Origin of the sequence: Pseudomonas sp. TH41 (assembly GCF_016650695.1) — a bacterium.
Classification (GTDB): Bacteria; Pseudomonadota; Gammaproteobacteria; order Pseudomonadales; family Pseudomonadaceae; genus Aquipseudomonas.
Genome location: NZ_JAEKFH010000006.1, coordinates 506,159 through 528,004, shown reverse-complemented (window position 1 = coordinate 528,004; position 21,846 = coordinate 506,159). Strand labels below are relative to the sequence as shown.

The 21,846-nt window shown below is 55.3% G+C and carries 19 protein-coding genes and 3 pseudogenes; 8 read left to right on the top strand and 14 right to left on the bottom strand.

What is annotated here, in order from left to right; translation table 11 throughout:
• Positions 1-23: 23 nt before the first annotated feature.
• The 4 genes and pseudogenes from JFU37_RS26305 to JFU37_RS26295 form a co-directional block, all read right to left on the bottom strand.
• Positions 24-1,376, bottom strand: a complete 1,353-nt coding sequence (locus JFU37_RS26305; RefSeq protein ID WP_201119953.1) for an OprD family outer membrane porin — start codon at positions 1,374-1,376, stop codon at positions 24-26.
• A 136-nt stretch (positions 1,377-1,512) separates the two neighbouring features.
• Positions 1,513-1,732, bottom strand: a pseudogene (locus JFU37_RS30865) (IS5/IS1182 family transposase); the annotation flags it as partial.
• 282 nt (positions 1,733-2,014) lie between these two features.
• On the bottom strand, positions 2,015-2,254 hold the full coding sequence (locus JFU37_RS26300) for a co-regulatory protein PtrA N-terminal domain-containing protein (RefSeq protein WP_201119952.1): 240 nt from the start codon (positions 2,252-2,254) through the stop codon (positions 2,015-2,017).
• A gap of 179 nt (positions 2,255-2,433) precedes the next feature.
• Positions 2,434-2,681 (bottom strand): annotated as a pseudogene (locus JFU37_RS26295) (IS66 family transposase); the annotation flags it as partial.
• Between the two features lie 3 nt (positions 2,682-2,684).
• Here JFU37_RS26295 and JFU37_RS26290 point away from each other — a divergent pair.
• Both JFU37_RS26290 and JFU37_RS26285 read left to right on the top strand, forming a co-directional pair.
• Positions 2,685-2,905, top strand: a pseudogene (locus tag JFU37_RS26290) (methyl-accepting chemotaxis protein); the annotation flags it as partial.
• 317 nt (positions 2,906-3,222) lie between these two features.
• Complete coding sequence (locus tag JFU37_RS26285; RefSeq protein ID WP_201119951.1) at positions 3,223-4,152, top strand: dihydrodipicolinate synthase family protein; 930 nt, start codon at positions 3,223-3,225, stop codon at positions 4,150-4,152.
• A gap of 39 nt (positions 4,153-4,191) precedes the next feature.
• Here the strand turns inward: JFU37_RS26285 and JFU37_RS26280 are convergent, their stop codons facing one another.
• The gene (locus JFU37_RS26280; RefSeq protein WP_201119950.1) at positions 4,192-5,106 is read right to left on the bottom strand and encodes a LysR substrate-binding domain-containing protein; all 915 of its coding nucleotides are present in this window, start codon (positions 5,104-5,106) and stop codon (positions 4,192-4,194) included.
• A gap of 258 nt (positions 5,107-5,364) precedes the next feature.
• Between JFU37_RS26280 and JFU37_RS26275 the strand changes: the two genes are divergently transcribed.
• The 3 genes from JFU37_RS26275 to JFU37_RS26265 all read left to right on the top strand — a co-directional run bounded on the left by JFU37_RS26275 (position 5,365) and on the right by JFU37_RS26265 (position 8,709).
• Positions 5,365-6,096, top strand: coding sequence for an SDR family oxidoreductase (locus JFU37_RS26275; RefSeq protein WP_201119949.1), 732 nt, complete (start codon positions 5,365-5,367; stop codon positions 6,094-6,096).
• A gap of 461 nt (positions 6,097-6,557) precedes the next feature.
• Positions 6,558-7,883: an MFS transporter gene (locus JFU37_RS26270; protein WP_201119948.1), complete on the top strand. Its 1,326-nt coding sequence runs from the start codon at positions 6,558-6,560 to the stop codon at positions 7,881-7,883.
• Between the two features lie 52 nt (positions 7,884-7,935).
• Positions 7,936-8,709, top strand: coding sequence for a class II aldolase/adducin family protein (locus tag JFU37_RS26265; protein WP_201119947.1), 774 nt, complete (start codon positions 7,936-7,938; stop codon positions 8,707-8,709).
• On the opposite strand, the gene JFU37_RS26260 is transcribed toward JFU37_RS26265, so the two are convergent.
• Entirely contained in the window at positions 8,706-9,635 is a 930-nt protein-coding gene (locus tag JFU37_RS26260) for a LysR substrate-binding domain-containing protein (protein ID WP_201119946.1), read from the bottom strand. The two genes, JFU37_RS26265 and JFU37_RS26260, sit on opposite strands and share 4 nt — an antisense overlap.
• Before the next feature lie 118 nt (positions 9,636-9,753).
• On the opposite strand from JFU37_RS26260, the gene JFU37_RS26255 reads away from it, so the two are divergent.
• Positions 9,754-10,923, top strand: coding sequence for a M20 aminoacylase family protein (locus tag JFU37_RS26255; protein ID WP_201119945.1), 1,170 nt, complete (start codon positions 9,754-9,756; stop codon positions 10,921-10,923).
• Between the two features lie 136 nt (positions 10,924-11,059).
• On the opposite strand, the gene JFU37_RS26250 is transcribed toward JFU37_RS26255, so the two are convergent.
• From JFU37_RS26250 to otnC, 6 genes are all read right to left on the bottom strand, one after another.
• Entirely contained in the window at positions 11,060-11,953 is an 894-nt protein-coding gene (locus tag JFU37_RS26250; RefSeq protein ID WP_242485829.1) for a LysR substrate-binding domain-containing protein, read from the bottom strand.
• A gap of 64 nt (positions 11,954-12,017) precedes the next feature.
• The gene (locus tag JFU37_RS26245; RefSeq protein ID WP_242485828.1) at positions 12,018-12,719 is read right to left on the bottom strand and encodes a ribonuclease activity regulator RraA; all 702 of its coding nucleotides are present in this window, start codon (positions 12,717-12,719) and stop codon (positions 12,018-12,020) included.
• Positions 12,720-12,746: 27 nt separating this feature from the next.
• Positions 12,747-13,532, bottom strand: a complete 786-nt coding sequence (locus tag JFU37_RS26240; protein ID WP_201119943.1) for an SDR family oxidoreductase — start codon at positions 13,530-13,532, stop codon at positions 12,747-12,749.
• 105 nt (positions 13,533-13,637) lie between these two features.
• Positions 13,638-14,963 carry an MFS transporter gene (locus JFU37_RS26235; RefSeq protein ID WP_201119942.1) on the bottom strand — a complete coding sequence of 442 codons (1,326 nt, stop codon included), beginning with the start codon at positions 14,961-14,963 and terminating at the stop codon, positions 13,638-13,640.
• 85 nt (positions 14,964-15,048) lie between these two features.
• Positions 15,049-16,770, bottom strand: a complete 1,722-nt coding sequence (locus JFU37_RS26230) for an IlvD/Edd family dehydratase (RefSeq protein ID WP_201119941.1) — start codon at positions 16,768-16,770, stop codon at positions 15,049-15,051.
• Between the two features lie 237 nt (positions 16,771-17,007).
• Positions 17,008-17,646: a 3-oxo-tetronate 4-phosphate decarboxylase gene (gene otnC / locus JFU37_RS26225; protein ID WP_201119940.1), complete on the bottom strand. Its 639-nt coding sequence runs from the start codon at positions 17,644-17,646 to the stop codon at positions 17,008-17,010.
• A gap of 146 nt (positions 17,647-17,792) precedes the next feature.
• On the opposite strand from otnC, the gene JFU37_RS26220 reads away from it, so the two are divergent.
• Positions 17,793-18,818, top strand: coding sequence for a substrate-binding domain-containing protein (locus JFU37_RS26220; protein WP_201119939.1), 1,026 nt, complete (start codon positions 17,793-17,795; stop codon positions 18,816-18,818).
• A 35-nt stretch (positions 18,819-18,853) separates the two neighbouring features.
• Here JFU37_RS26220 and JFU37_RS26215 read toward each other — a convergent pair whose 3' ends face one another.
• The gene (locus JFU37_RS26215) at positions 18,854-19,522 is read right to left on the bottom strand and encodes a molybdate ABC transporter substrate-binding protein (RefSeq protein WP_201119938.1); all 669 of its coding nucleotides are present in this window, start codon (positions 19,520-19,522) and stop codon (positions 18,854-18,856) included.
• A gap of 78 nt (positions 19,523-19,600) precedes the next feature.
• Positions 19,601-20,842 (bottom strand): alpha-hydroxy acid oxidase, encoded by a 1,242-nt coding sequence (locus JFU37_RS26210; protein ID WP_201119937.1) that lies wholly within the window; start codon positions 20,840-20,842, stop codon positions 19,601-19,603.
• A gap of 285 nt (positions 20,843-21,127) precedes the next feature.
• Here JFU37_RS26210 and JFU37_RS26205 point away from each other — a divergent pair, with 285 nt between their 5' ends.
• Entirely contained in the window at positions 21,128-21,841 is a 714-nt protein-coding gene (locus tag JFU37_RS26205) for an aspartate/glutamate racemase family protein (RefSeq protein WP_201119936.1), read from the top strand.
• The last annotated feature ends 5 nt before the right edge of the window (positions 21,842-21,846 follow it).

The following is a 21,846-nucleotide window of genomic DNA, read 5'->3' as shown; positions in this document are numbered from 1 at the left end:
CGGCTTTCTTGATTGAGCGCTTGTTAGAGCACGCTGATCGGATAATCAATGATTATGCGGTATTCGTCTGCATCGTGGTCGACGGCCTTGTAGCCGTCCCCACCACGGTTAGTGGCCCAACGCAGGCGCATACCGAGATGCTTTGCCGGGCCCTCCTGCACCACGTACTTCAGGTCGACGTCACGTTCCCAGTGCTTGGCGTCTTTGCCATCAGCGTTGTAGTAACTGTAGCCGGAGTCGGCAGCGGTGGTGGCCTTGGTCAGGTCCATGGTCCCGCGGGTGTAGGACACCGCCGAGGTAAGGCCTGGCACGCCCCAGCCCATGAAATCATACGCGTATTGCAGTTTCCAGGATCTCTCGCCCGGAGCATTGAAGTCCGAGTACTGCTGAGAGTTGTCGAGGAAGATGCTGTCGCCGTCTTGGATGTAGTCGAACGGTGTATTGCCATTGACTTTCTGGAGCGACGTGGTGACGGTCTGGTAACCCACGGTCACGCCCAGGTGCAGGCTGTAGGTGTTGTTGTCGATGGTGCCGAGCAACGCCTGACCGCTGTCCTGAGTGTGGTAGTAGTGGAAGCCGGGGTTCAGGCTGACCAGATCATTGAGCGCCCAGTTGTAGTCCAGGTCGTAGTAAATCTGGTTCCAGATGTCTTTGAGTTGCGAGGCGTACAGGCTGGAGGTCATGCCCGGCACGCCGGTGTAGACAGCACCGGCCCAGTCCATGTGCTGGCTGTGTTCACCCTCTGGCAGGGTGGCGTAGTAGGTGCTGATGCGCTCGTTGTTAGTGCTGTTGAACGTCTTGGTGAAGCTCGCCTGGCCAGCGTCCAGCGTCAGGTGGTTGAAGCTAGTGTTGGTCAGGCTGAAACCCTGGAAGGTCATCGGCAGCATACGCGTGGTTCCGCCGGCGATCACTGGGTTGTTAAGGAACAGGTCACCGACCTTCAGCACCGTGTCGAAGGCTCGCATCTTCAACGCGCCGCCGGCTGACGAGAAGTCCGTCGGGGCTTTGCCGTAAAGGTTGTTCTTGTTCGGGTCTGGCTCAGTGATCGGCAGGATACTCGAACCGCCGCTGCCGCCACCGCCATCGAGTTTCAAGCCGAGCATGGCATTGGCGTCAATACCGAAACCGACAGGGCCCTGGGTGAAGCCGGACTCGAAGATGCCGATGAAGCCCTGGCCCCATTCCTTGCTGTCCTGCTTGCCGTCATGGCGATCGTGGTTGAAGTAGTAGTTCTTCAGGGCAAGATTTAAGCTCGAGCCTTCAATGAATCCATCCTTACTGCCGGCGGTGCTGGTGGCATCGTCTGCGTGGGCGCAGGTGGACATCGTTGTAGCCAGCGCGACGAAAAGCGGGCTGAATCGAAATGAGATTTTCACTGCTATACGAACTCCCTGATTAATTTTACTTAACTTGTGGAGTAGTTATTTTTATGCACTCAGTTTTTTACTCGGAAACTCCGAACAACTTCACCGAAGGCGTCGAGTCGATCACAAAAAAACCAACAAACGATCAGGCGATTAGCATCAGGCGCGCAAATAGATGTAGTGAAGTTACGCCATGGAGCGTTTCTTCCATCGCAGGGTCGCTGAGTGCGAGCTCGTTTGTCGGCAGGCGAATTCACCGCATAGTTTCCAGCGGAAAAGGCTTCCTACCGCCATAGACCTTGGGGTAATACGGTTCGTATCAGGTTCCGCAACCTACTCCAGTGCACCAACTGTTCCATTTCGGCGATTAATCATTCGCGGTGTGTTTACTTGCGATTCCCGATGTAATCGAAGTCGGAAAGTTTATCCGGCTCTTGGGCGGCCCAGTCAGTGGTGCATTCTCACATTTGGTCGGCTGTTCTTAAAAACCATAGTTATTTCAATAATTTATACTGACAAGCCCAACCACTACACGGTAAATGACTGGCCCGGATCAAACCAGGTTTCACAGGGATCGGTTATATCCCATGACACTTAAAACGGATGGTGAATATTTTGGCAGCGAAGGTAATATGATCGATGAAGCACTGTCAGTTAGTGCGCTTTGCCGCTTCTGAACCTGATTTCTGATTACTCGCGACAGCGCTGGCGTCTTTAGTTTTCTGAGTACTCGCGACATTGCTGGTATCTTTAGTCTGTTGATAATGCGCCATCGCTGCATCACGCGCGGCGTCCATTCTGGCCATGACCTGATCACCACCACCTTCGGCCATCGCGGTAACAGACGCACTCATCAAAGTAACGATCAACAAAGCTTTAAGGGTTTTCATTGGAACCTTCCAGTAAGTGGGTTGCACCAACATAGTATTTGTTGGTGTCATCTCATTTTAAGGAGGGCAACCTATCGACTTGTTCCCCGCTACATAAATTATCTGACAGGTTCACTTCGAATAATCAGCTGCTTCAGCCCATGACAGCGGTGGGCATTGGCGCACGGTGTCAGTATCTATACCGGCGTTTCATCGGCGTGGATCACGCCATGCTCGAGCACTGCATCGCGCAACGCATCCACCAATAGCTGTAACTGCACCCCGCAGACGCCAACCCATTGCGCCAAGGTCGAACGGGCGTTCGCCAGACCGGCTCGGGCGAAGATTTTCTCTTGTCGATACAGCGGCCGATGGTGAGCAACCTTGGCCACCTTTACGTGGGCCAGCAGTCTGCCGTCGGGATGCCTTTGTCGAATGGCGTGAAGGGCCCATCAACAACACCATTGTCGAAATCAACGAACGCAACCTGGTGATCGCCAGCGCCGCCGAAGAACAGGCGCAAGTGGCCCGCGAAGTGGACCGCAATCTGGTGAACATTCGTGATTTGTCGGTGCAGTCGGCCACCGGGGCCAATCAGACGAGCGCGGCGAGAAATGGCTGGCGCGTCTGGCGCTGGATCTGAACACTATGGTTGGGCGGTTTAGCCTCTAGTCCTTGATAGTTCCCGCGCAAACTGAATGCACCCCAAAGGTTAGATAAACCGATGGGGTGCATCATAAATCCGCAGCTTTTTAAGAGGCTGACTGGTAGTACCAAGAGTGTTCAGTGCCTCGCAGGAAATAATCTACAAGGCTGGGTCGCTCCCGACAGTGCTGCGGAGGACAATCTTCAATTGATATCAAAACCGCATGAATTTGATGAGTAATCAGCGTTTGTCGCGCTGAGTATCACGTCTTACCCTGACACACAGAACCATGAAGGCGAGTGTCTCACGAGCCGTTCATCTGGCCCTGAATCTGGAGTTGATCATGCCTCTTACTGCCGATGCCAATGGCGTCTTTCCAATCGCCCCAACGCCCTTTTTCGATAACGGCGACATCGATAAATCCTCGATAGACAGGATGGTCGATTTTTACCTGGAGTGCGGCTCGACCGGCATGACTGTATTGGGTCAATTGGGCGAAGCGCCGAAACTGGAGTACTGCGAATCGCTGGATATTGCCAGCCAGGTTATCCAGCGTGCCCAGAAGCTTCCCGTTATTGTCGGCGTGTCTGCTCCAGGATTTGCGTCCATGCGCGCGCTTACGCATGAAGTGATGGATCGCGGCGCTGCCGGGGTAATGATCGCGCCGCCAAACACGCTGCGCACCGATGACCAAATCGTCAACTATTACCATCAGGCTGTGGATGCCATTGGCGGTGACGTCCCTTTCGTATTGCAGGACTATCCACTGACCTTCTCGGTGCAGATGTCACCGCCCGTCATTCGACGCATCGTTACGGAGCTGCCTTCATGCGTAATGCTCAAACATGAAGATTGGCCGGGGCTTGAAAAAATCTCCACTCTGCGCAACTTCGAAGCGCAAGGCACCATGCGCCACATATCCATCATGGTGGGTAACAACGGTTTGTTTTTGGAGTACGAATTGGCCCGTGGCGCCGACGGTGCAAATACCGGATATGCCTTCCCCGATATGCTTTGCGATGTGGTGCGAATGACTAAAGCGGGCCAGATTGAAGAAGCCCATGATTTGTTCGATGCCCACCTGCCGTTGCTTCGTTATGAGCAACAGCCAGGCGTTGGCTTGGCCGTTCGTAAGTACGTGATGATGAAACGTGGAATCTTGACGTCCGCTGCACAACGCAAACCTGCAGCACCGATGTCGGAGAAGGCGCGCGTTGAAGTCGACAATTTGCTCAAACGTCTTGCCCGTTACGATCGTCGAGCTGACGTCTGAACGTTGCTGGAGCCTAGCCTGGCACGGTGTTGGCCCGGTTTAGTGGGCAAACCGTTTGATCAATGAGCCATCGTCACGTCTGAGATGAGGCAGGCACACCTTGGCGGTTTCGATCAGGGCATCTATTTGCCCTGTGCGAACGGAAGCCTTGCTCGACAGCAACCCAACGCGGCGATTGAAGCCATCGAGAGGGAGCAAGTACTTGTTGAGGGATAACCCCTCAGGCCAGGGCCCTGTCCAATCGGGCACCAGTGAAACACCCAGGCCTTCGTTAACGAACAGGCTGATGGCGCTGAGTGACTCAAGTTCATAACGTTCAACCGGTTGGATGCCCGCCTGACGGAGGTAGCTGTCGGCGTGCTTGCCCCCCCATAGATTTCGGTCATATCGAATAAGAGGTTCACCCGCGAGCGTTTCGTGAGGATGGTTTACCTCCATCGAAGAGGGTGTCAGCAGTATCAAGGGTTCCTCTACCCAAGTATGCCATTGGCACGTTTTAGGGATCTCGAATTGCGGCTCAATCATGACAGCGGCATCAAGTTCACCATCACACACACTGCGATACAGAGCACCAGAAAACGCGGGCTGGATGAATATTTTGGCTTGAGGGTTGGAGTGTGTGAATCGAGCCAGGATAGGGGGTAACAAACCGGTGATCGCACTGAACGTTGCCCCCAACCGTAGCTGGCCCGTCATAGAAGGACTGGTGGCGAGTTCCCGCAGATCGTTGATCTCTCTAAGGACCGTATTGGCACGGCTGAAAACCCTGTAGCCGGCTTCCGTCGCCACCACAGTGCGCCCCGCGCGGTGCAGTAAGGGTGTGCCGAACTCACCTTCGAGTGCGCGGATCCTGAGACCTATGGCGGCAGCGGTCAGATTCAAATGGCGGGCAGCTTCAGCGATTGAGCCGTGCTCGATCACAGCAACAAAGCTTTCGAGAAATTGAGATTCCATGATGACCTCCTATGAGCGGCGCGCGTTTTGTCGATTATTGTAAGTTGGCGCGCGGAGTATCCGTCATTGCAGCCCATATAACGTTGAATATGACTCAACGTTTCGTGCAGTAAAGCTAAACGGAAGCTCATGTAGCTCGGTGTACCATTAAAACACTCAACGATTACCTGGACCGTATCGGCCGTTTTGGTCATACCCACCGCCATGCTTGCTGCCCGGCAACCCGCCGAAGCTAGCCGCTTTGATTAGGAACCTCTAATGAAAATGCAAGACCTTGCGGGAAAAATTGCTGTGATTACAGGCGCTTCCAGCGGTATAGGAGCGGCCACGGTGAAACTGCTGGTGGATGAGGGCGTGCATGTGATCATGGTCGCTCGTCGAGCAGAACGTCTTGCGGCATTGGCTCAGCGCTTGGGCGACAAGGTTACCGTCATGCAAGCCGACGTGACCGATCAGGCCGAGGTCAAGGCCCTGTTTGCTGCTATTGGCGAGCGATTCGGCGGCCTTGATTTGCTTTTCAACAACGCCGGCCTCGGCGTCAGCGCGAAATTCGAACAGAGCACCGCCGCTGACTGGAAAAGCATGATCGACGTGAACATCTATGGCGTACTCAATTGCACTCAAGAGGCCATACCTCTTCTGCGAGGGCGGCCTGGGGCAATGATCTGTTCGGTTTCAAGCGTAGGGGGTCGATACGGTGTCGAGAACTGGTCTGTCTATAGCGCGACCAAATACGCCGTGATTGGGTTCCACGATGCCTTGCGTAAAGAACTGGGCCCGGATCGGATTCGGGTCACAGTCATCGAACCGGGAGCGGTGTGGACCGAGTTCGGTGAGAACGTGAGTGAGGCGTTACAGAATCGCCGCGAACAGTTGGATGCATTGAAGTCAGAAGACGTTGCCCAGGCGCTGGTCTACGCCTTTGCACAGCCAGCTAATGTGCTCATCGAGGAAATTCTGATGCGCCCGGTTTTGCAGGTCGCTCCCTGAATTCAATAAAGGGAATCGGCTGACGACGACTGCTGGAAAATAATCCCGGACACGACGTCGATGCTGTTCACTTAAGCGCAACACTGAACCTGTGGTGAGGGAGCTTGCTCCCTCACCACAGGTTTTTTCGTAACTGACTCCTCAATTCTAAAAACTTGCCCGTACGTGGTCATAACTGATCAAGGGCACTACCGCTCGCCGAACTACTTCCCCCCTACGGATACTTCCTGGACCCGCACCCAAGTCCTTTCACGATAAAACAACAGGCGAAATAACAGCCCATGGTTGTGCGCAAAAGACTTTTTCGCACCACAAACGGGATTCCTGAGCAGTTGTTCATAAAAGCTCAACAAGCATTGAAAAAGCATGGTTTGCGACACTTTTAACCCGATGCTGAAATGACCCCTCGATTCGAATCGCGCTCGTCTGGTTACCCACCTTGACTATAGGAAGAACTTGCTATGACCGCACCCATCGTCTCCGCGAGGTTAAGTCCCGAGCTCTCTAGAAAGATCGTTTGGCGGTTGGCTCCATTGCTGATGTTGATGTACCTCATCAATCAGCTGGACAGAGCAAACGTCGGTTATGCGTCGCTGACGATGAACCAGGAGATCGGCATTACCATGGCCCAATACGGCCTCGGCACAAGCCTGTTCTTTCTGGGTTACATCCTCTTCGAAGTGCCCAGCAACCTTTGTCTCCATCGCTTTGGCGCCCGCATGTGGATGATGAGGATTATGGTGACCTGGGGATTGATCAGCGCCGCGTCTTGCCTGATTCAGAATGCAACCTGGCTCTACATCGCACGTTTCGCTTTAGGCGCCGCAGAAGCAGGCTTTTTCCCCGGTGTCGTTTATTTCCTGACCCTGTGGTTACCCACCCGTGACCGTGTTTGGCTGATGTCACTGTTCGTCATGGCAATCCCGATTACCGGCATGTTGGGTGCACCGATATCCACCTGGGTGATGCAGGAAGTGTCGCTGTTCGGCATGAGCGGCTGGCGTAGCATGATTCTGCTCGAAGCACTGCCAGCGATCATCATGGGAATTGTGGTCTTTGTACTGTTGCCAGACAGTCCCGAGAAAAGCACCTGGTTGTCTCCCGCTGAAAAGGATGAAGTCAAGCAGGCGCTGGAGTTGGAACGCAAAGAGGTGCCTGTGGCTGGAGGCTCAACCCTCGCCGAGGTTCTGCGTAATCCAAAAATCTGGGCTCTTGGCCTGGTCTACTTTGGCATCAATGCAACGATCATCAGCCTCCTGTACTTCCTCCCCCAAGTCGTCAAAGGGTTTGAGGCGAGCTTCAACGTCAAATACAGCATCTTTGAGGTCGGCCAAATCACGGCCATCCCCTTTACGGCGTCGATCATCGCAATGGCGTTCTATGGCCGCTACGTACGCAAACGCCCATTCAGTGTCGCGTTCGTATCTGCCCCCATGATCATTAGCGCCTTGGCACTTGCCAGCGCCTTGTACATGAGTTCCCCCATCCAGACGATGATTGCCTTTTCGATCGGCGCCACCGGTTGCTTCTGCAGCATCAGTACGTTCTGGCAATTGCCGTCTCGCCTCCTGTCTGACCGAGGCGCCGCTGCTGGCATTGCTCTGGTCACGAGTGTGGGTGTTGCATCAGGAATGTTCGTGGGCTGGTTCATCGGCGCGGTGAAAGACGCTACCGGTTCCTACAACCTCGCCATGCTGGTCGTTGCAGGATTCATGACGCTCAGTGCCATCCTCGTGCTGTGCCTGGAAGCTCAGCGCCGCGCGAGCCTCGTCCCCTTGAAAAGCTGATTTTCAACTAGAAACGCGGCGCGTTGCGCCGCTACTGCCCCAAGGTGCCAAAATGACCCACCAAGCAGACATGTACATTCCCAAACCACTCGGGGGCGCCCTGCCAATCCCCGAAGCTTTTGCAAGTCATCAGCAGGAGCGAGAACACCGTAAGCGAACGCTTGCAGCGGCCTTCAGAGTGTTCGGGAAGCTGGGGCTTGCCGAGGGCATTGCCGGGCATATCACCGTCAGGGATCCAGAGTTTCACGATCATCTCTGGGTGAACCCCTACGCGGTTCACTTTTCTAAAGTCCGTCCGGAACATTTGATCCGCATTACGGAAGCTGGCGAGATCGTGGAAGGCGACGGGCCAATCAACGCTGCGGCGGTGGCCATTCACTGTGGCATTCACAGTACATGTCCATCCGTCGTTGCCGCAGTACATACGCATTCGGTCTATGGCCGTGCGTTCTCGGCATTGCGTCAACCCCTGCTACCGCTAAACCAGGAGTCATGTGCGTATTTCGAGAATCAGGTGCTTTTTCAGGGCGATGTGGTCGTGCTCTCTGGAGATGAAGGTACGCGCATCGGCCGCGCGCTGGGCACCAGCAAGAGTGCGATCTTGCTGAACCATGGCCTGTTAACCGTTGGAAGCTCTGTTGAAGCGGCAGCCTACCGATTCATTGCTATGGAGCGCTGCTGTCAGATCCAGCTCCTCGCCCAAGCCGCCGGAACGGTGCACGCGCTACCGGACGAAGAGGCTCGCCAGGTGAAGTCGCAACTTGGATCTGACTATGTAGCCTGGCTCGGCTTTCGAGGATTGATGGATGTGCACCTGGAGGATTAGCGGCGCAAGCGTTTCTGTGCTGCGTCCTGCTGATATTCAGCCACGGTGTCCAGTAACCAGGCCTCAAATAACAGGAAGGCTTTGTTAAGTGCAGTGTGATCCGGATAGGCGCAATAAATGAAATCGGGACTTGGAAGGGTAACTGGATGAGCTTGAATCAATCGTCCCTGCTGAAGTTCTCTCCAAATGAGCGAGCGGGGAAGCAAGGCGACACCGAGCGACTCGAGTGCGGCGTTAATGGCCATGACGTACATCTCGAATCGATGGTCGGGGACGGTAGTTTCCTCCGAGTGAGCAAGCCCTACGGTCAGGCACCAGTCATGCCACGCGTCGGGGATGTCTCGCAGGCTGATTCTGGGCAATTGGTCGATTTCATCGAGCGAGAGTTCACCCTTCCCTCCCATCAAACCTGGGGCACACACCAGCATCAAATCATCGTCATTGAGCAAGCAACGCCCTTGCATGCCCGGCCACAGCGAGCGCCCGAAATAAAGGGCGGCATCAAAGTTGGAGTTGTTGAAAAAGTAGGGCTGATCGCGCCCCATCAGATGCAAGCGGATGTAAGGATAAAGCCGGTAGAAACCGCTGAGTTTGGGTATCAACCATTGGGCGCTGAAGCTGACCCCAATCGCAATATCAAGACTGATCTCCCGGCTTTGGCGCACCAGTTCCACCGTATCGCGCCGCAGATGCTCAAGATGAATGCGAACCCGTGCCGCATACCGTGCACCCGGGTCGGTAAGTATTACGCGCTGGCGTTCTCGCCGAAAGAGCGTTACCCCGAACAAGGTTTCCAGTTCATGGATGCTTCGGCTGATGGCGCCGCAGCTAAGCGACAGCTCATCCGCCGCTTTCGCAAAACTTTGGTGCCGTGCCGCGGCCTCAAACGCCTGAAGTGCACCCAGGCTTGGAATTCCGTTACGCACGTCTGCCCCCTATTGATTCACAGTACTTGTCATCTATACAGCCCAGCCGAGAACGACTTTGAGACACGTTTTGTCTGGGTCAATGCTAACTAATATCGACGGCCTTGAGAGGAACAACATGCCTTCATTTCGCGACCTGCCAACTTCATCGCTTATAGCGCAAGCCTCTGCCTGGAGACGCGATTTTCACGCTCATCCAGAGCTTGCATACGCGGAACACCGTACCAGCGAAAGAGTCGCCCAGCTACTGGAAAGCTTTGGCCTCAGCGTGACCCGTGGGCTTGGCGGGACGGGACTCGTAGCGACACTACAACGAGGATCAGGACCTGCAATTGGTTTGCGTGCCGATATGGATGCCCTGCCCTTGCAGGAAAAAAGTGATCATGCCTACGCGTCTACCCATGAAGGCTGCATGCATGCCTGTGGCCACGACGGCCACACCTCCATGTTGCTCGCCACCGCCAAGCATCTCTGTGAGTCCGATGATTTTACTGGCTGCGTTCACTTTATCTTTCAGCCCGCCGAGGAAACAGGTGGTGGTGCACGCAAGATGATTGAAGATGGTCTTTTCGAGCGATTCCCGATGCAGGCGGTTTATGGGTTGCACAACTGGCCAGGTATCGCCCAAGGTTCGGTTAGCGTGAACCGGGGCGCGATGATGGCATCGCAGGACACCTTCGAAATTCTCATCCAGGGTTCCGGTGCACACGCGGCAATGCCGGAAAAAGGAATCGACCCGATCACCGTTGCCAGCCAGCTTGTGTCCTCTCTGCAAACCATTGTGTCGAGACGGATATCGCCGCTGGATTCGGCCGTACTCAGCGTCACCGTGATTGAAGCCGGCAGCGCCTACAACATCATTCCTCACACCGCGACCCTCAAAGGTACAGTGCGTTGTCTTGATCAAGTGGTGCGTAACCGTATCCAGAAAATGATCACGGCCATGGTCGAAACGTTACCGGTAGCTTTCGGCGCTTCGGGCACTGTTGAGTATCGCGAAGGCTATCCGGTGACCCAAAATGATCCGGCTTGCGCCCGGCGCGTGCGGGAGGTCGCAGTGCAGGTTCTAGGTGATGAGAATGTGCAGTGGGACGCGAAAGCCTCAATGGCCTCGGAGGACTTTGCTTACATGCTCCAATCGTGCCCTGGCGCCTATTTTTGGTTGGGCGCCGATGGTGCTCAACCTTCCCGCCCCTTGCATCACCCCGCCTACGACTTCAACGATGCGCTTATTCCGACAGGGGTGCGCCTCTTCACCGCAATTGTGAGGTCTTATCAGGACGCTTAAACAGGTCAAAGCGTGCCGCGAGATGGGTGAGCAGTTACCCGAAGCTCACTCAGATCGCTTTTCGTAGCACACCTGTAGTCCCCGGGCAGGCTTGGCTATGCCAATTGCGATAAAACAATGAATACACGGGCCACTATCATAACTGGCTCAATAACCATTCTCTGAAAGCAACCAGGGCTACATCCCGGGATTTGTCGGCTGCGGCCAGCAGGTAATAACTGGCACTGGAAGGAGAAACAACGTCCAGAGGGATTTCCAAAGACCCATTTGCCAACTCGTCTTCAATCAGAAATCTGGGGACCAATCCGACGCCTAAGCCAGCACTGACAGCCTGCAAAAGATGAGACGTCAGCTCGTACCGGGGCCCCAGTTTAACTTGGCCTATGTCGGTTCCTTGAGCGCTCAACCAGTCCAGCCACAACTCAGGGCGGGCGGCACCTCGCAACAGACGGGCTTCCTTGAGGTCGTCGATCGAGCGTATTGGTTTTTCAGATACCACCGTACCACTGATAACTGGCACCAGAAATTCCGGAAAAAGAGGATAGGCATCTGCCTCATTCCAGGGGCCGTTCCCTACACAAATGGCCGCATCCATTTTCGAGTGCTCCAGATCGACTTCACCAATTCTGGCGTGGATATGGATCTGAATTGAGGGATGGCGACGGTAAAAATCAGACAGCCGTGGCAACAGCCATTTGGTGCCGAAGGTGGGTAATACGGCAAGGTGAAGTGCTGTTTCGGGTTGCCTGGATCTTACCAGGCGGGTCGTCGCGCTTTTGATGGCACTTAGGGCGACGGACAAATCCTTTGCATAACTACGCCCAGCATCGGTCAACTCAACATGACGTCCCACACGGTCAAACAACGCAACGCTGAGCAATTGCTCAAGCGTCTGGATTTGTCGACTCACTGCGCTTTGCGAAAGGCTAAGCTCCTCTGCCGCGCGTGTGAAGCTACCCAGCCGGGCGCACGATTCCATAGCCAGCAGCGAGGACATCGACGGAGCAAGCGTTCTAGGGTTCATTTGCATGGTGGCAACCGATCTTCAATGGCAGGTAATGCACCCGTTGAAAGTCGCATTACCTGCCTGGGGTCTATTGCTGCGTTTTCGATTTTTCGTAACGCAGTTTGTTTTCTTCATTGGGCGGATAAAGGCCTGGCAAACTCGCCCCCTCGTTTACCTGAGACATAATCCAGGTCTCGAGACGCTCCTGCTCTACCGCCAGCTCAATGATCTCCATCAGCATCGCCTGAGGAATGACTACCGCACCATCAGAGTCGGCGACGATGACGTCATTCGGAAATACAGCCACACCTCCACAAGCGACCGGCTCCTGCCAATTCACAAAGGTCAGTCCAGCCACTGATGCCGGGGCTGCAGTGCCCTGCCCCCAGACAGCGAGGCCTGTGGAGAGCACCCCATCCACATCTCGTATGACGCCGTCTGTCACCAGCCCCGCGATCCCACGCATTGCCATCCGAGCGCACAGGATGTCGCCAAAAATGCCGGCATCCGTCACACCCATTGCATCCACAACCGCAATGCAACCGCCAGGCATAGCCTCAATTGCAGCCCGAGTCGAACGCGGCGACGCCCATGATTCAGGCGTCGCCAGATCTTCACGTGCGGGGACAAAACGCAATGTGAATGCCGCACCCACCGTACGTGGCTGCCCCGGCCGAATGGGCTGCGCTCCTCGCAGCCAAACGTTGCGTAGACCCTTTTTAAACAGGACCGTGGTCAGCGTCGCAGTCGATATACCTCGCAGCACGTCGACGGTTTGTTGATCAAGCATCAAGCGCCCTCCTCGTACCATTTCTCGTTAGATATTGGCGAGAAGACCGCCATCAACCCGCTGAACTGTGCCTGTAACGTACGAAGCCCTGCCGCTGGCGAGGAATGCCACAACGTCGGCGTATTCCTGCGGAAGGCCATAGCGGCCGACAGGAATCGAACCCGTACTTTCAGCGGAAACCTCTTCGACGGAGCGGTTCTCGCGCTTGGCTTTTGCTTCATCAAGAAAACGGATCCGGTCAGTGGAAATACGCCCCGGAAGAATCACGTTAACCGTCACACCATCACGGGCAACTTCGCGCGACAGAGTCTTCGACCAACCGACCAGCGACAGGCGCAGAGCGTTTGAAATACCCAGGTTAGGGATCGGTGCAACAACGCCCGAAGACGTGCTGGTGATAATCCGGCCCCATTTGCCTTCGCGCATCCCAGGCAGAACACGGTCGGTGATCGCGATGACGGAAAGCACCATCAATTGGAAGTTTTTCTGCCAGAGCTCAACCGGCTGACCATAGGCAGGTGTTGGGGGTGGGCCACCGGTATTGTTGACCAGGATATCGACCTGGCCGAAATGAGCTTCGATGGTCGAAACATGCTTATCGATAACACTCAGGTCGCTCAGATCCCAAAGAATCGGCAGGACATCAGCGCCCAACGCTTTCAGCGATGCTTGCGCAGCATCCAGCGCTTCCTGGTTGATGTCAGCAATGACAACCTTGCTGCCTTCTTGCGCGAAGGTCTTGGCGATGGCACTGCCTAAACCGCCGCCAGCGCCCATGATCAGGGCGACCTTGTTCTGCAAATGCAAATCCATACGGATCTCTCTCTGTTGAAGTAGGCGACCGTGTGAGCCGCCAATAGCCTCTAATAGGCGTTGCTAGGGTGTCGACGCGGTCACCCGCGTCGAGCTTCAGGACAATCAGTGGTTAACAACTTTGGCGGGTACGAATTTGATCAACACAAAGGCCGTAATGATCAGCCAGCCACTGGACAAAAAGAGCCCTGCGGTCATGGAGCCCGTGGTGCTGATCAACCACCCCATGATTACAGGGCTGACAAAGTTGCCGAGGTTGCCGGTGCAGTTAATGATCGCGATACCCAATGCTGCGGCACTACCACCCAGGAACGACGTAGGAAGGCCCCAGAAATGGGCGATCGCAGTGATGACGCCGCCAGCCGCCATGCAGAGACCCAGCATGGCGAGGATGATGTTGGCCTTGAACAGCACGCACAGCGTGAACCCAACAGCGGCGACCAGAAGAGGCACAGCAACGTGCCACCGACGTTCTCTTCTGCGATCAGCACTGCGTCCAACAAACTGCATAGAGATCAATGCAACCATGTAGGGCAGCGATGACAACAAGCCGATGACCATTGGGTTATCGATGCCGTAGCCTTTGATGATGGTTGGCTGCCAGAACTGGAAAGTATTGGACCCCAGGCAGATGCCGAAGTAGATCAGGCACATCAACCAAACGCGGGGGCTACGCCACACAGACGCGAGGTTTGTGAGCGTTTTATTCTTTGCGTCTTCAGCCAGGGCATCGTTGAGCAGGGTCTTTTCTTCGGTATTCAGCCACTTGGCTTTCGCGATCGAGTCGTCCAGGTAGAAGAACACCACAATGCCCAGCACGATCGCCGGTATGGCCTCAATAACGAACAGCCACTGCCAGGCGGATAGCCCCAACGCGCCGCCCGTGGTCGCCATGATGTAACCAGAAATCGGCCCACCGATAATCCCCGACGCGGGATTCCCTGCAACGAACAATGCGGTCGCGTGCCCACGACGTGAAGATGGGAACCATTGGGTGAGGTACAGGAGGATCCCGGGATAAAAACCTGCTTCTGCAACACCAAGGAGAAACCGCAGCACATAGAAGCCGGTTGAGCTTTCCACGTATGCCATAGCGGCCGATAGAATCCCCCACGTGATCATGATGCGCGCAATCCAACGCCTCGCTCCCACCTTATGCAGGGCCATATTGCTGGGTACTTCAAACAGGAAGTAACCAATGAAGAACACCCCTGCGCCCAGGCCGTACACCGCTTCGCTGAGGTGAAGATCATTGAGCATTTGCAATTTGGCAAACGAGACGTTCACCCGATCCAGGTACGCGACCAAGTAGCAAAGAAACAACAAGGGTAGAAAGCGCAGCGTTACCTTGCGGAAGGTGGCGCTGAGCGTTGTTGCAGGAGTCGCAGGAGCTGTGGGGTCAAGCGTGCCATCTAACGAATTGGTAGTCATGAAGATCCTCCGGAGGATTATTTTTGTGATATCCCGGGACGGCTACGCCAAAGCGCAGCCGTCTGATGCCTGAACCGACAGTTGATCAATCGCGTTGCTTGGGTACCTTGTCGGTAAAGTGCTCCGCTCGCAGGAAGTCGAAGTCGACGCCCTGGTCTGCTTGAGTGATGGTGTCGAGAAACAGTTTTTTATAACCACGAGGTGCGGTTGGGCGAGTCATCGGGTTCTGACGTCGACGCTCAGCCAACTCTTCGTCTGAAACCAGGAGCTTCAAACTACGCTCTGCAAGGCTCAGACGAATTCGGTCCCCACTCTGGACGTAAGCCAAAGGCCCGCCGATCGCAGCTTCAGGAGTGATATGCAATACGATGCTTCCGAATGCTGTGCCGCTCATGCGGCCATCGGACATTCGCAAAATATCTTTCACACCTAGCTTGCCGAGCTTTTTCGGAATAGGGATGTAACCCGCTTCCGGCATCGCAGCTGCGGTGGGGCCAATATTTTTCAACACAAGGATGTCATCGGCGGTAACGTCGAGATCCTCTGAGTCAATGCGTTCCGCCATATCCTCAAGGCCTTCGAATACAACTGCCCTGCCCTCGTGCTCCATCAACCGGGCGTCGGCCGCCGACTGTTTGATGATCGCGCCACCGGGAGCCAGATTACCGCGCAGTACTGCGATACCACCTTGCGGATAAATGGGATCGTTGATCGTGCGCACGACGTCCTGGGGGAAAGAAGGCGCAGCGTTTTCAATCTCTTCACCCAGTGTTCTGCCGGTTACAGTCATGGCATCGAGGTGAAGTAAAGGTTTGAGTTCGCGGAGCAAGGTCGCCATTCCGCCTGCGCGGTGAAAGTCTTCCATGTAATGCTGGCCGGAAGGCTTCAGGTCGAGCAATACCGGTGTGTCACGCCCCATGTCGTCGAGTCGCGCCAGGTCGATATCGATGCCCATACGGCCAGCCATGGCTGTCAGGTGAACAATACCGTTGGTTGAGCCACCAATCGCCAGGAGCACTCGCAAAGCATTTTCGAAGGATTTGCCTGTGAGGATCTTGTCAGGCGTGAGGTTTTCCTTGGCCATTCGTACGGCGCATGTGCCGGTCAACTCTGCGATCCGCATGCGATCGGAAGTCACCGCGGGTGGTGAGGCAGACCCAGGTACGGAAATGCCCAATGCTTCCGTAATGCACGCCATGGTGCTGGCCGTGCCCATCACAGCGCATGTACCCACGCTGGCTACGAGGCGGTCATTGACTGCATCGATCTGCTCGTCGTTGATCTCCCCTGCGCGGTACTTGCCCCAGTAACGACGGCAGTCAGTGCAGGCACCCACCCGTTCACCCTGGTGGGATCCGGTCAGCATCGCACCGGTGACCAGTTCGATTGCAGGGACGTTTGCCGAAGCAGCTCCCATGATCTGCGCAGGGACGGTTTTGTCGCACCCGCCGATAAGAATGACGGCGTCCATCGGCTGAGCGAGGATCATTTCCTCGGTGTCCATGGACATCAAATTTCGCAGGTACATGCTCGTCGGCTGGGAGAAGCTTTCCGCCACGGAAATGGTAGGAAACTCCATCGGCAAACCACCCGCCATGAAGATCCCGCGTTTGGCCGCTTCGATCAACTGGGTCATGTTGCCGTGGCAGGGGTTATAGGCGCTACCGGTGTTTACGATTCCGATCACGGGACGGGAGAGAGCATCGCTGGAGTATCCTCCGCCCTTGATGAAAGCGCTGCGCAGGAAGCGGGAAAAGCCAGCATCGCCATAGTTGGCAAGTCCTTTGGAGAAACCTTTATTTTTCATCAGCGTGATCCGTCGTTCTTATAGGTTTGGCTCGTTCCAGACGAGTTCTGACTGAACTATGGAGGTGATCCCACCAGAGAAAAACGGGTTGATACTATTTTCAGAAGAAAGGTTTTCTTTCGAATCAGTACATACAGCACAAGGAGGTAATCAGCGTTGCCCAAAAACCTGGTCACACCGTTTGGTTTTGAACGAAAGATGGTGACTAAATGTCACCATCGCGGCTCCCACCCTTGATTACCAACTGACTCCAAAAGCCTTCTCAAGCTCGGCCAGTGCCGTAGCATCGAGTGCCGGCGGTTTGGGATTACTCATGAGCCACAATCGCGCTGTTTCCTCCAGCTCCTCAAGCGCGAAGCTCGCCTTCGACACCGAGCTTTCCCAGACGACTGGCCCCAATCGCTCCAGCATTACGCCCCGCACTCTGTTCGCCAGCTCAGCGACACGCTCAGCCACCTCCGGTGAACCAGGCCGCCGGTATGGAATCAGCGGAATGCGCCCAACTTTCATCACTTGGTACGGCGTGATCGGGGGCAGGATACCTTCGGGGCTGAAAACTCCCGCGAGGGTCAACGCTACCAGGTGAGTGGAGTGTGTATGGACGACACCGCCTACACCCGGATTTCGATCATAGACCTGACGGTGCAACGCAAGCGTCTTGGACGGCTTATCCCCAGACACCCATTCCCCATCGCTCGCAACCTTGGAGACTGCTGCCGGATCAAGCCGTCCCAGGCACGCATCGGTAGGTGTAATCAACCACCCATCCTCCAGCCGCGCGCTGATGTTGCCGGCACTGCCCACCGTATAGCCCCGCTCGTACAAGCTCTTGCCGACGGTGCAAATCTCTTCTCTCAGTTTGCTTTCTTTGCTCATGACTACCTCAGAAAAATATAATCCGTGGACAAAAAGCCTGATTCACGATCATCAATGATTTAGCGAATCTCAAATACAGCGTTATCGACATTGCTGATAGCGGGCAAATATGCACAATCATCACAACTAAAACCTGAGATACCTACGTGCAGACCGATCACAGTCCAAAAGTCAGTCTGATTGATGTCGCTCGCCATGCGGGCGTTTCGACGGCAACCGTATCGCGAGTGCTCAATGGCACTGCCATTGTCAGTGACGCCCGGCGCGAAGCCGTCGAGCGTGCATGCGACGAATTGGGATTCGTCATAAATGGCGCAGCGCGCACGCTCATGACCAACCGCAGCATGACGATCGGCGCTGTTGTACCCAACCTCGCAGCCGAGACCTTTTCGCGCCCGCTCGCCGCTTTTCAGCGCCGAGTACATGAAGCCGGTTACACACTGTTGCTCGCAGACTCCCAATTCGACATGGACATAGAGCTTCGCGAAGTGACCACGCTGCTGGAGCATGGCGTCGACGCCTTGATGGTGGTTGGTCACACCCACCATCCCAAAATGTGGGCGCGCATTGAAAGTCGCGGTATTCCCTGCGTACAAGGCTGGACCCTGGACCCGAATCGCCCAAGCGTTGGATTCGACAATGCCGCGGTCGCACGCGAAATGACCAGCCACCTCGTCGAATTCGGCCATCGCAAGATTGCGCTCATCATTGGCATGCGCCCTTCGAACGACAGGTGGACGACACGCATCGAAGCCATCCGCGCCAGGCTTGCAGAAGATGGATTGGAGCTGCCTGACCACTACTTGATCCAGGACGCGTTTACCCTCGAGGATGGTCGCAGGGCAATGTTCGAGTTGCTCGACCTGCCAGAGCCGCCGACGGGCATCATCTGCGGTAACGATATCCTGGCCTTTGGCGCGCAAATAGCCGCTCACTCACGAGGGGTTCGCATTCCAGAGGACCTTTCGATCATCGGATTGAACGACTTCCACTACGCCGCATATCTCACCCCGCCATTAACAACGATGCGCATCAACCTTGAACAAATCGGTGAGCGTGCCGGCGATTATTTGCTAAGCCAATTAACGAATGAGCCACTTGATGCTCAGCCGTTGATCGAAACAAAACTGATGGTTCGAGCAAGCACCGGTCCGGCACCAGAGAACCGATAAACTCTGGTGGTCGGTCAGTTCCTGGCAAATGACGCTTAGCGTAGTTCCAGCCCTTTTTCACGGTAGGCGATCGCGGAGGCGTCACTGCGCAGGTGAGCGAACAGCTCGGCCACGGCATCAGCGTTCTCACACCCCATGAATGCCGCAGCGGAAAACGAAGTCGTGCTTTGCACGGCCTCAGGCAGCGGACCGATGACTTCGACCCCCTCGACGACCAGCAACTCACTGATCTGTTGAATCGCCACGTCGGCGTTGCCTTCTGTGATCTGCCTGGCGGTGAAACCTTGCGCGATGGTGCTGGCCTTGGCGTTGATCTGGTCAGCGATCCCCAGCTGGCTGATGAGCTTCTGAAAGTAGATGCCGCTGGCACCGCCAAGCGAGTACGCGACTGAGCGGGCGTTAAGCAACGTCTGCACTAACGCTTCAACAGTAGAAATATCGTGATGCTCGGCACCGGCTCGCACTGCAACGCCGATACGGGAATCCACCAGCTCCACACGACTGGCAGCATCGACAATTCCGCGCAGAACCAGCTCATCCATTGCCGGGACGGTCACAATGATCGCATCGCCGCGGGCGCCTTTTTCGATATTGTCCATCAGCACAGTTGTGGGAGCCCAATCGATGTCCACTACTCCGCCTTTCGCCTCGAACGCCGGCAAAATAGATGCATCAAATGGCGCGCGAACGACGAGCGCGCTCATCAATCGTACGCCTGGTACCGCTTCTTGCTCGTTCATCGTTTTTACCTGTTCAACGGTTGCTCGGGATAAATGGGGTAATCAAGAGACGCGGCGCAGTAAGCCTGGATGCAATTGGTACACGCTGCGAACACCAACTAACGCCATGTCACGATCAATCTCTTCTTTGAGGATGCGCATCGCGTGCAGCACACCCTGCTCTCCTCCGATAGCCGCGGCATAGAGGAAGGAGCGCCCGAGGAAAACGAAGTCCGCACCCAACGCCATCGCTTTGAGAACGTCAGTGCCCCGGCGTATACCGCTGTCGATCATCACTTTCATGGCGCCCTTGTGCTCGGCGATCTCAGCCAATACATCCAATGGGGCGACTGCATAATCGAGCTGGCGACCACCGTGATTCGAGACGATGATGCCGTCAACACCGAGATCACGCGCCATACGAGCATCCTCGGCACTCAAGATGCCTTTTAAAACCAGATTGCCTTTCCAGCGCTTGCGAATGGCTTCAATGTGCGTCCAGTTGAGTTGGTCACGAGCATTCGTATTGCGCACGACGTTGTTGGACATCATGGCTGGACCACGCTGGGCTTCGGTGTTCTCGAAATGAGGCATACCATGCTTCAGGACAGTTCGCAGCACGGTGCCGAACAACCAGTTCGGCTTCATTGCGCTTTGCCACATGACTTTGGGCGTAACCTTGATTGGCATGCTGAAACCGCTGCGTTGCACGTGCTCACGGTTGCCGAGAACCGGAAGGTCGCCGGTTATTACCAACGTTTTGTAGCCTGCGTTTTCGACCCGATCAATCAGCGGATCAATGCGTTTACGGTCGCCAGGGAGATAAGCCTGGAACCAGCTTTGCGGGTTACGAGCAATGACGTCCTCCAGTGAAATCAGCGACGAGGCGCTGAGAATCATAGGCACATTCATCGCTTTGGCCGCACCCGTGAGAACAAGGTCTCCTCGATAGGCTACAAATGCCGCCCCTCCTAAAGGTCCAACTCCAAATGGATGAGAGAAGGTCTGCCCAAACAACGATGTGTCCTGTTTGCGTCCGGATACATCGACGAACATCCGTGGGACGAAACGGTATTTCAGGTAGGCATCTCGCGATCCACGCAAGGCGGTTTCCGTTTCTACGCCACCGCAAACATGGTGGAACACCATCGTAGGCAAATGTCGTTTTGCATGACGCTCGAAATCATCCAGCGCTAACAGATCGCGAAATCGGTGGGGAGTCGTAGTCACAGGCCGTGGCACGTTGACGGCGATTGGGGCATCGGATTGCACGCCTACGCTTTTTGTTGTCGTGTCTGAATTCATACGAAATCTCGTTAAACGCGTTAACCGTGGATCGGAGTGCTAGCGTGGCGCCGGCCCTTGAGTCGCATCAAAACAACTCAATTTGAAAGCGCTTACATGCTAGGGCCGTTCATTGATAGCCGTCAATCGCAAGCCCCGTCATTTTTTGTTTTGCCATCGGCAATCCTTCATTTCAAAGGACCTCGGAAGCTTGCTGTTGACGTGTCTGAAAAAATGGCGTGATAATTTGTAAAGGCTTACATTGCTTTCAAAGACGACCGACGCAAGCGTCAAAGAGCTGCATCCATGCGGATGCCGCTCTGCAATCCAACAACAAAGGGCCACCCCATGCCGCCTCGAATTGTTCTACTTCATGCCACTCCCGTGGCTATGCAACCTATCCAGGAAGCTTTCGCCCGTGGTTGGCCAGAAGCGGAAATCGTTAACCTGCTGGATGATGGATTGACCATTGATCGCGCTCTCGAGACGGACCTATCTCCACAGATGATTCAGCGGTTCGTCGATTTCGGGCGGTACGGGTATGACATGGGTGCCGCAGGCGTTTTGGTAACCTGCTCCGCATTCGGTCCCGCTATTGATCGCATGGCCAAAGTGTTACCTGTGCCGGTTCTAAAACCAAACGAAGCGATGTTTCAAGCCGCGATCGCGCAAGGTAAAAAGATCGGCATGCTGGCAACCTTCGCTCCCGCCGTCAGCACAATGACTGCGGAATTCGACGAATACGTTTCCCGCATCGGATCGGACGCGACACTGCATACCATCGTCGTTGAAAAGGCCATCGACTTGCTGCGCAAGGGTGACATCGAAACCCATAACAGTCTTATTGCAGAGCGTGCACCGGAATTGGCCGATTGCGACGCAATTATGCTCGCTCACTTCTCCACCTCGCGCGCCGCAGAGGCGGTTCGAGCAGTGGTCAACGTCCCGGTGCTGACAGCGCCTGATGCAGCGGTTCAGCGTATGCGGACGCTTGTCGATGTCTCACGAGCGCAGGGGTGACCAAC

Bases quoted from the DNA above. Each gene is read 5' to 3' on its own strand.
- JFU37_RS26255 (WP_201119945.1), top strand. From the start codon at position 9,754: ATGCCTTCATTTCGCGACCTGCCAACTTCATCGCTTATAGCGCAAGCC.
- JFU37_RS26270 (WP_201119948.1), top strand. From the start codon at position 6,558: ATGACCGCACCCATCGTCTCCGCGAGGTTAAGTCCCGAGCTCTCTAGA.
- JFU37_RS26240 (WP_201119943.1), bottom strand. From the start codon at position 13,532: ATGGATTTGCATTTGCAGAACAAGGTCGCCCTGATCATGGGCGCTGGC.
- JFU37_RS26235 (WP_201119942.1), bottom strand. From the start codon at position 14,963: ATGACTACCAATTCGTTAGATGGCACGCTTGACCCCACAGCTCCTGCG.
- JFU37_RS26230 (WP_201119941.1), bottom strand. From the start codon at position 16,770: ATGAAAAATAAAGGTTTCTCCAAAGGACTTGCCAACTATGGCGATGCT.
- JFU37_RS26265 (WP_201119947.1), top strand. From the start codon at position 7,936: ATGACCCACCAAGCAGACATGTACATTCCCAAACCACTCGGGGGCGCC.
- JFU37_RS26210 (WP_201119937.1), bottom strand. From the start codon at position 20,842: ATGAATTCAGACACGACAACAAAAAGCGTAGGCGTGCAATCCGATGCC.
- JFU37_RS26285 (WP_201119951.1), top strand. From the start codon at position 3,223: ATGCCTCTTACTGCCGATGCCAATGGCGTCTTTCCAATCGCCCCAACG.
- JFU37_RS26245 (WP_242485828.1), bottom strand. From the start codon at position 12,719: ATGCTTGATCAACAAACCGTCGACGTGCTGCGAGGTATATCGACTGCG.
- JFU37_RS26205 (WP_201119936.1), top strand. From the start codon at position 21,128: ATGCGGATGCCGCTCTGCAATCCAACAACAAAGGGCCACCCCATGCCG.
- JFU37_RS26275 (WP_201119949.1), top strand. From the start codon at position 5,365: ATGAAAATGCAAGACCTTGCGGGAAAAATTGCTGTGATTACAGGCGCT.
- JFU37_RS26215 (WP_201119938.1), bottom strand. From the start codon at position 19,522: ATGAGCGCGCTCGTCGTTCGCGCGCCATTTGATGCATCTATTTTGCCG.
- otnC (WP_201119940.1), bottom strand. From the start codon at position 17,646: ATGAGCAAAGAAAGCAAACTGAGAGAAGAGATTTGCACCGTCGGCAAG.
- JFU37_RS26300 (WP_201119952.1), bottom strand. From the start codon at position 2,254: ATGAAAACCCTTAAAGCTTTGTTGATCGTTACTTTGATGAGTGCGTCT.
- JFU37_RS26280 (WP_201119950.1), bottom strand. From the start codon at position 5,106: ATGGAATCTCAATTTCTCGAAAGCTTTGTTGCTGTGATCGAGCACGGC.
- JFU37_RS26250 (WP_242485829.1), bottom strand. From the start codon at position 11,953: ATGCAAATGAACCCTAGAACGCTTGCTCCGTCGATGTCCTCGCTGCTG.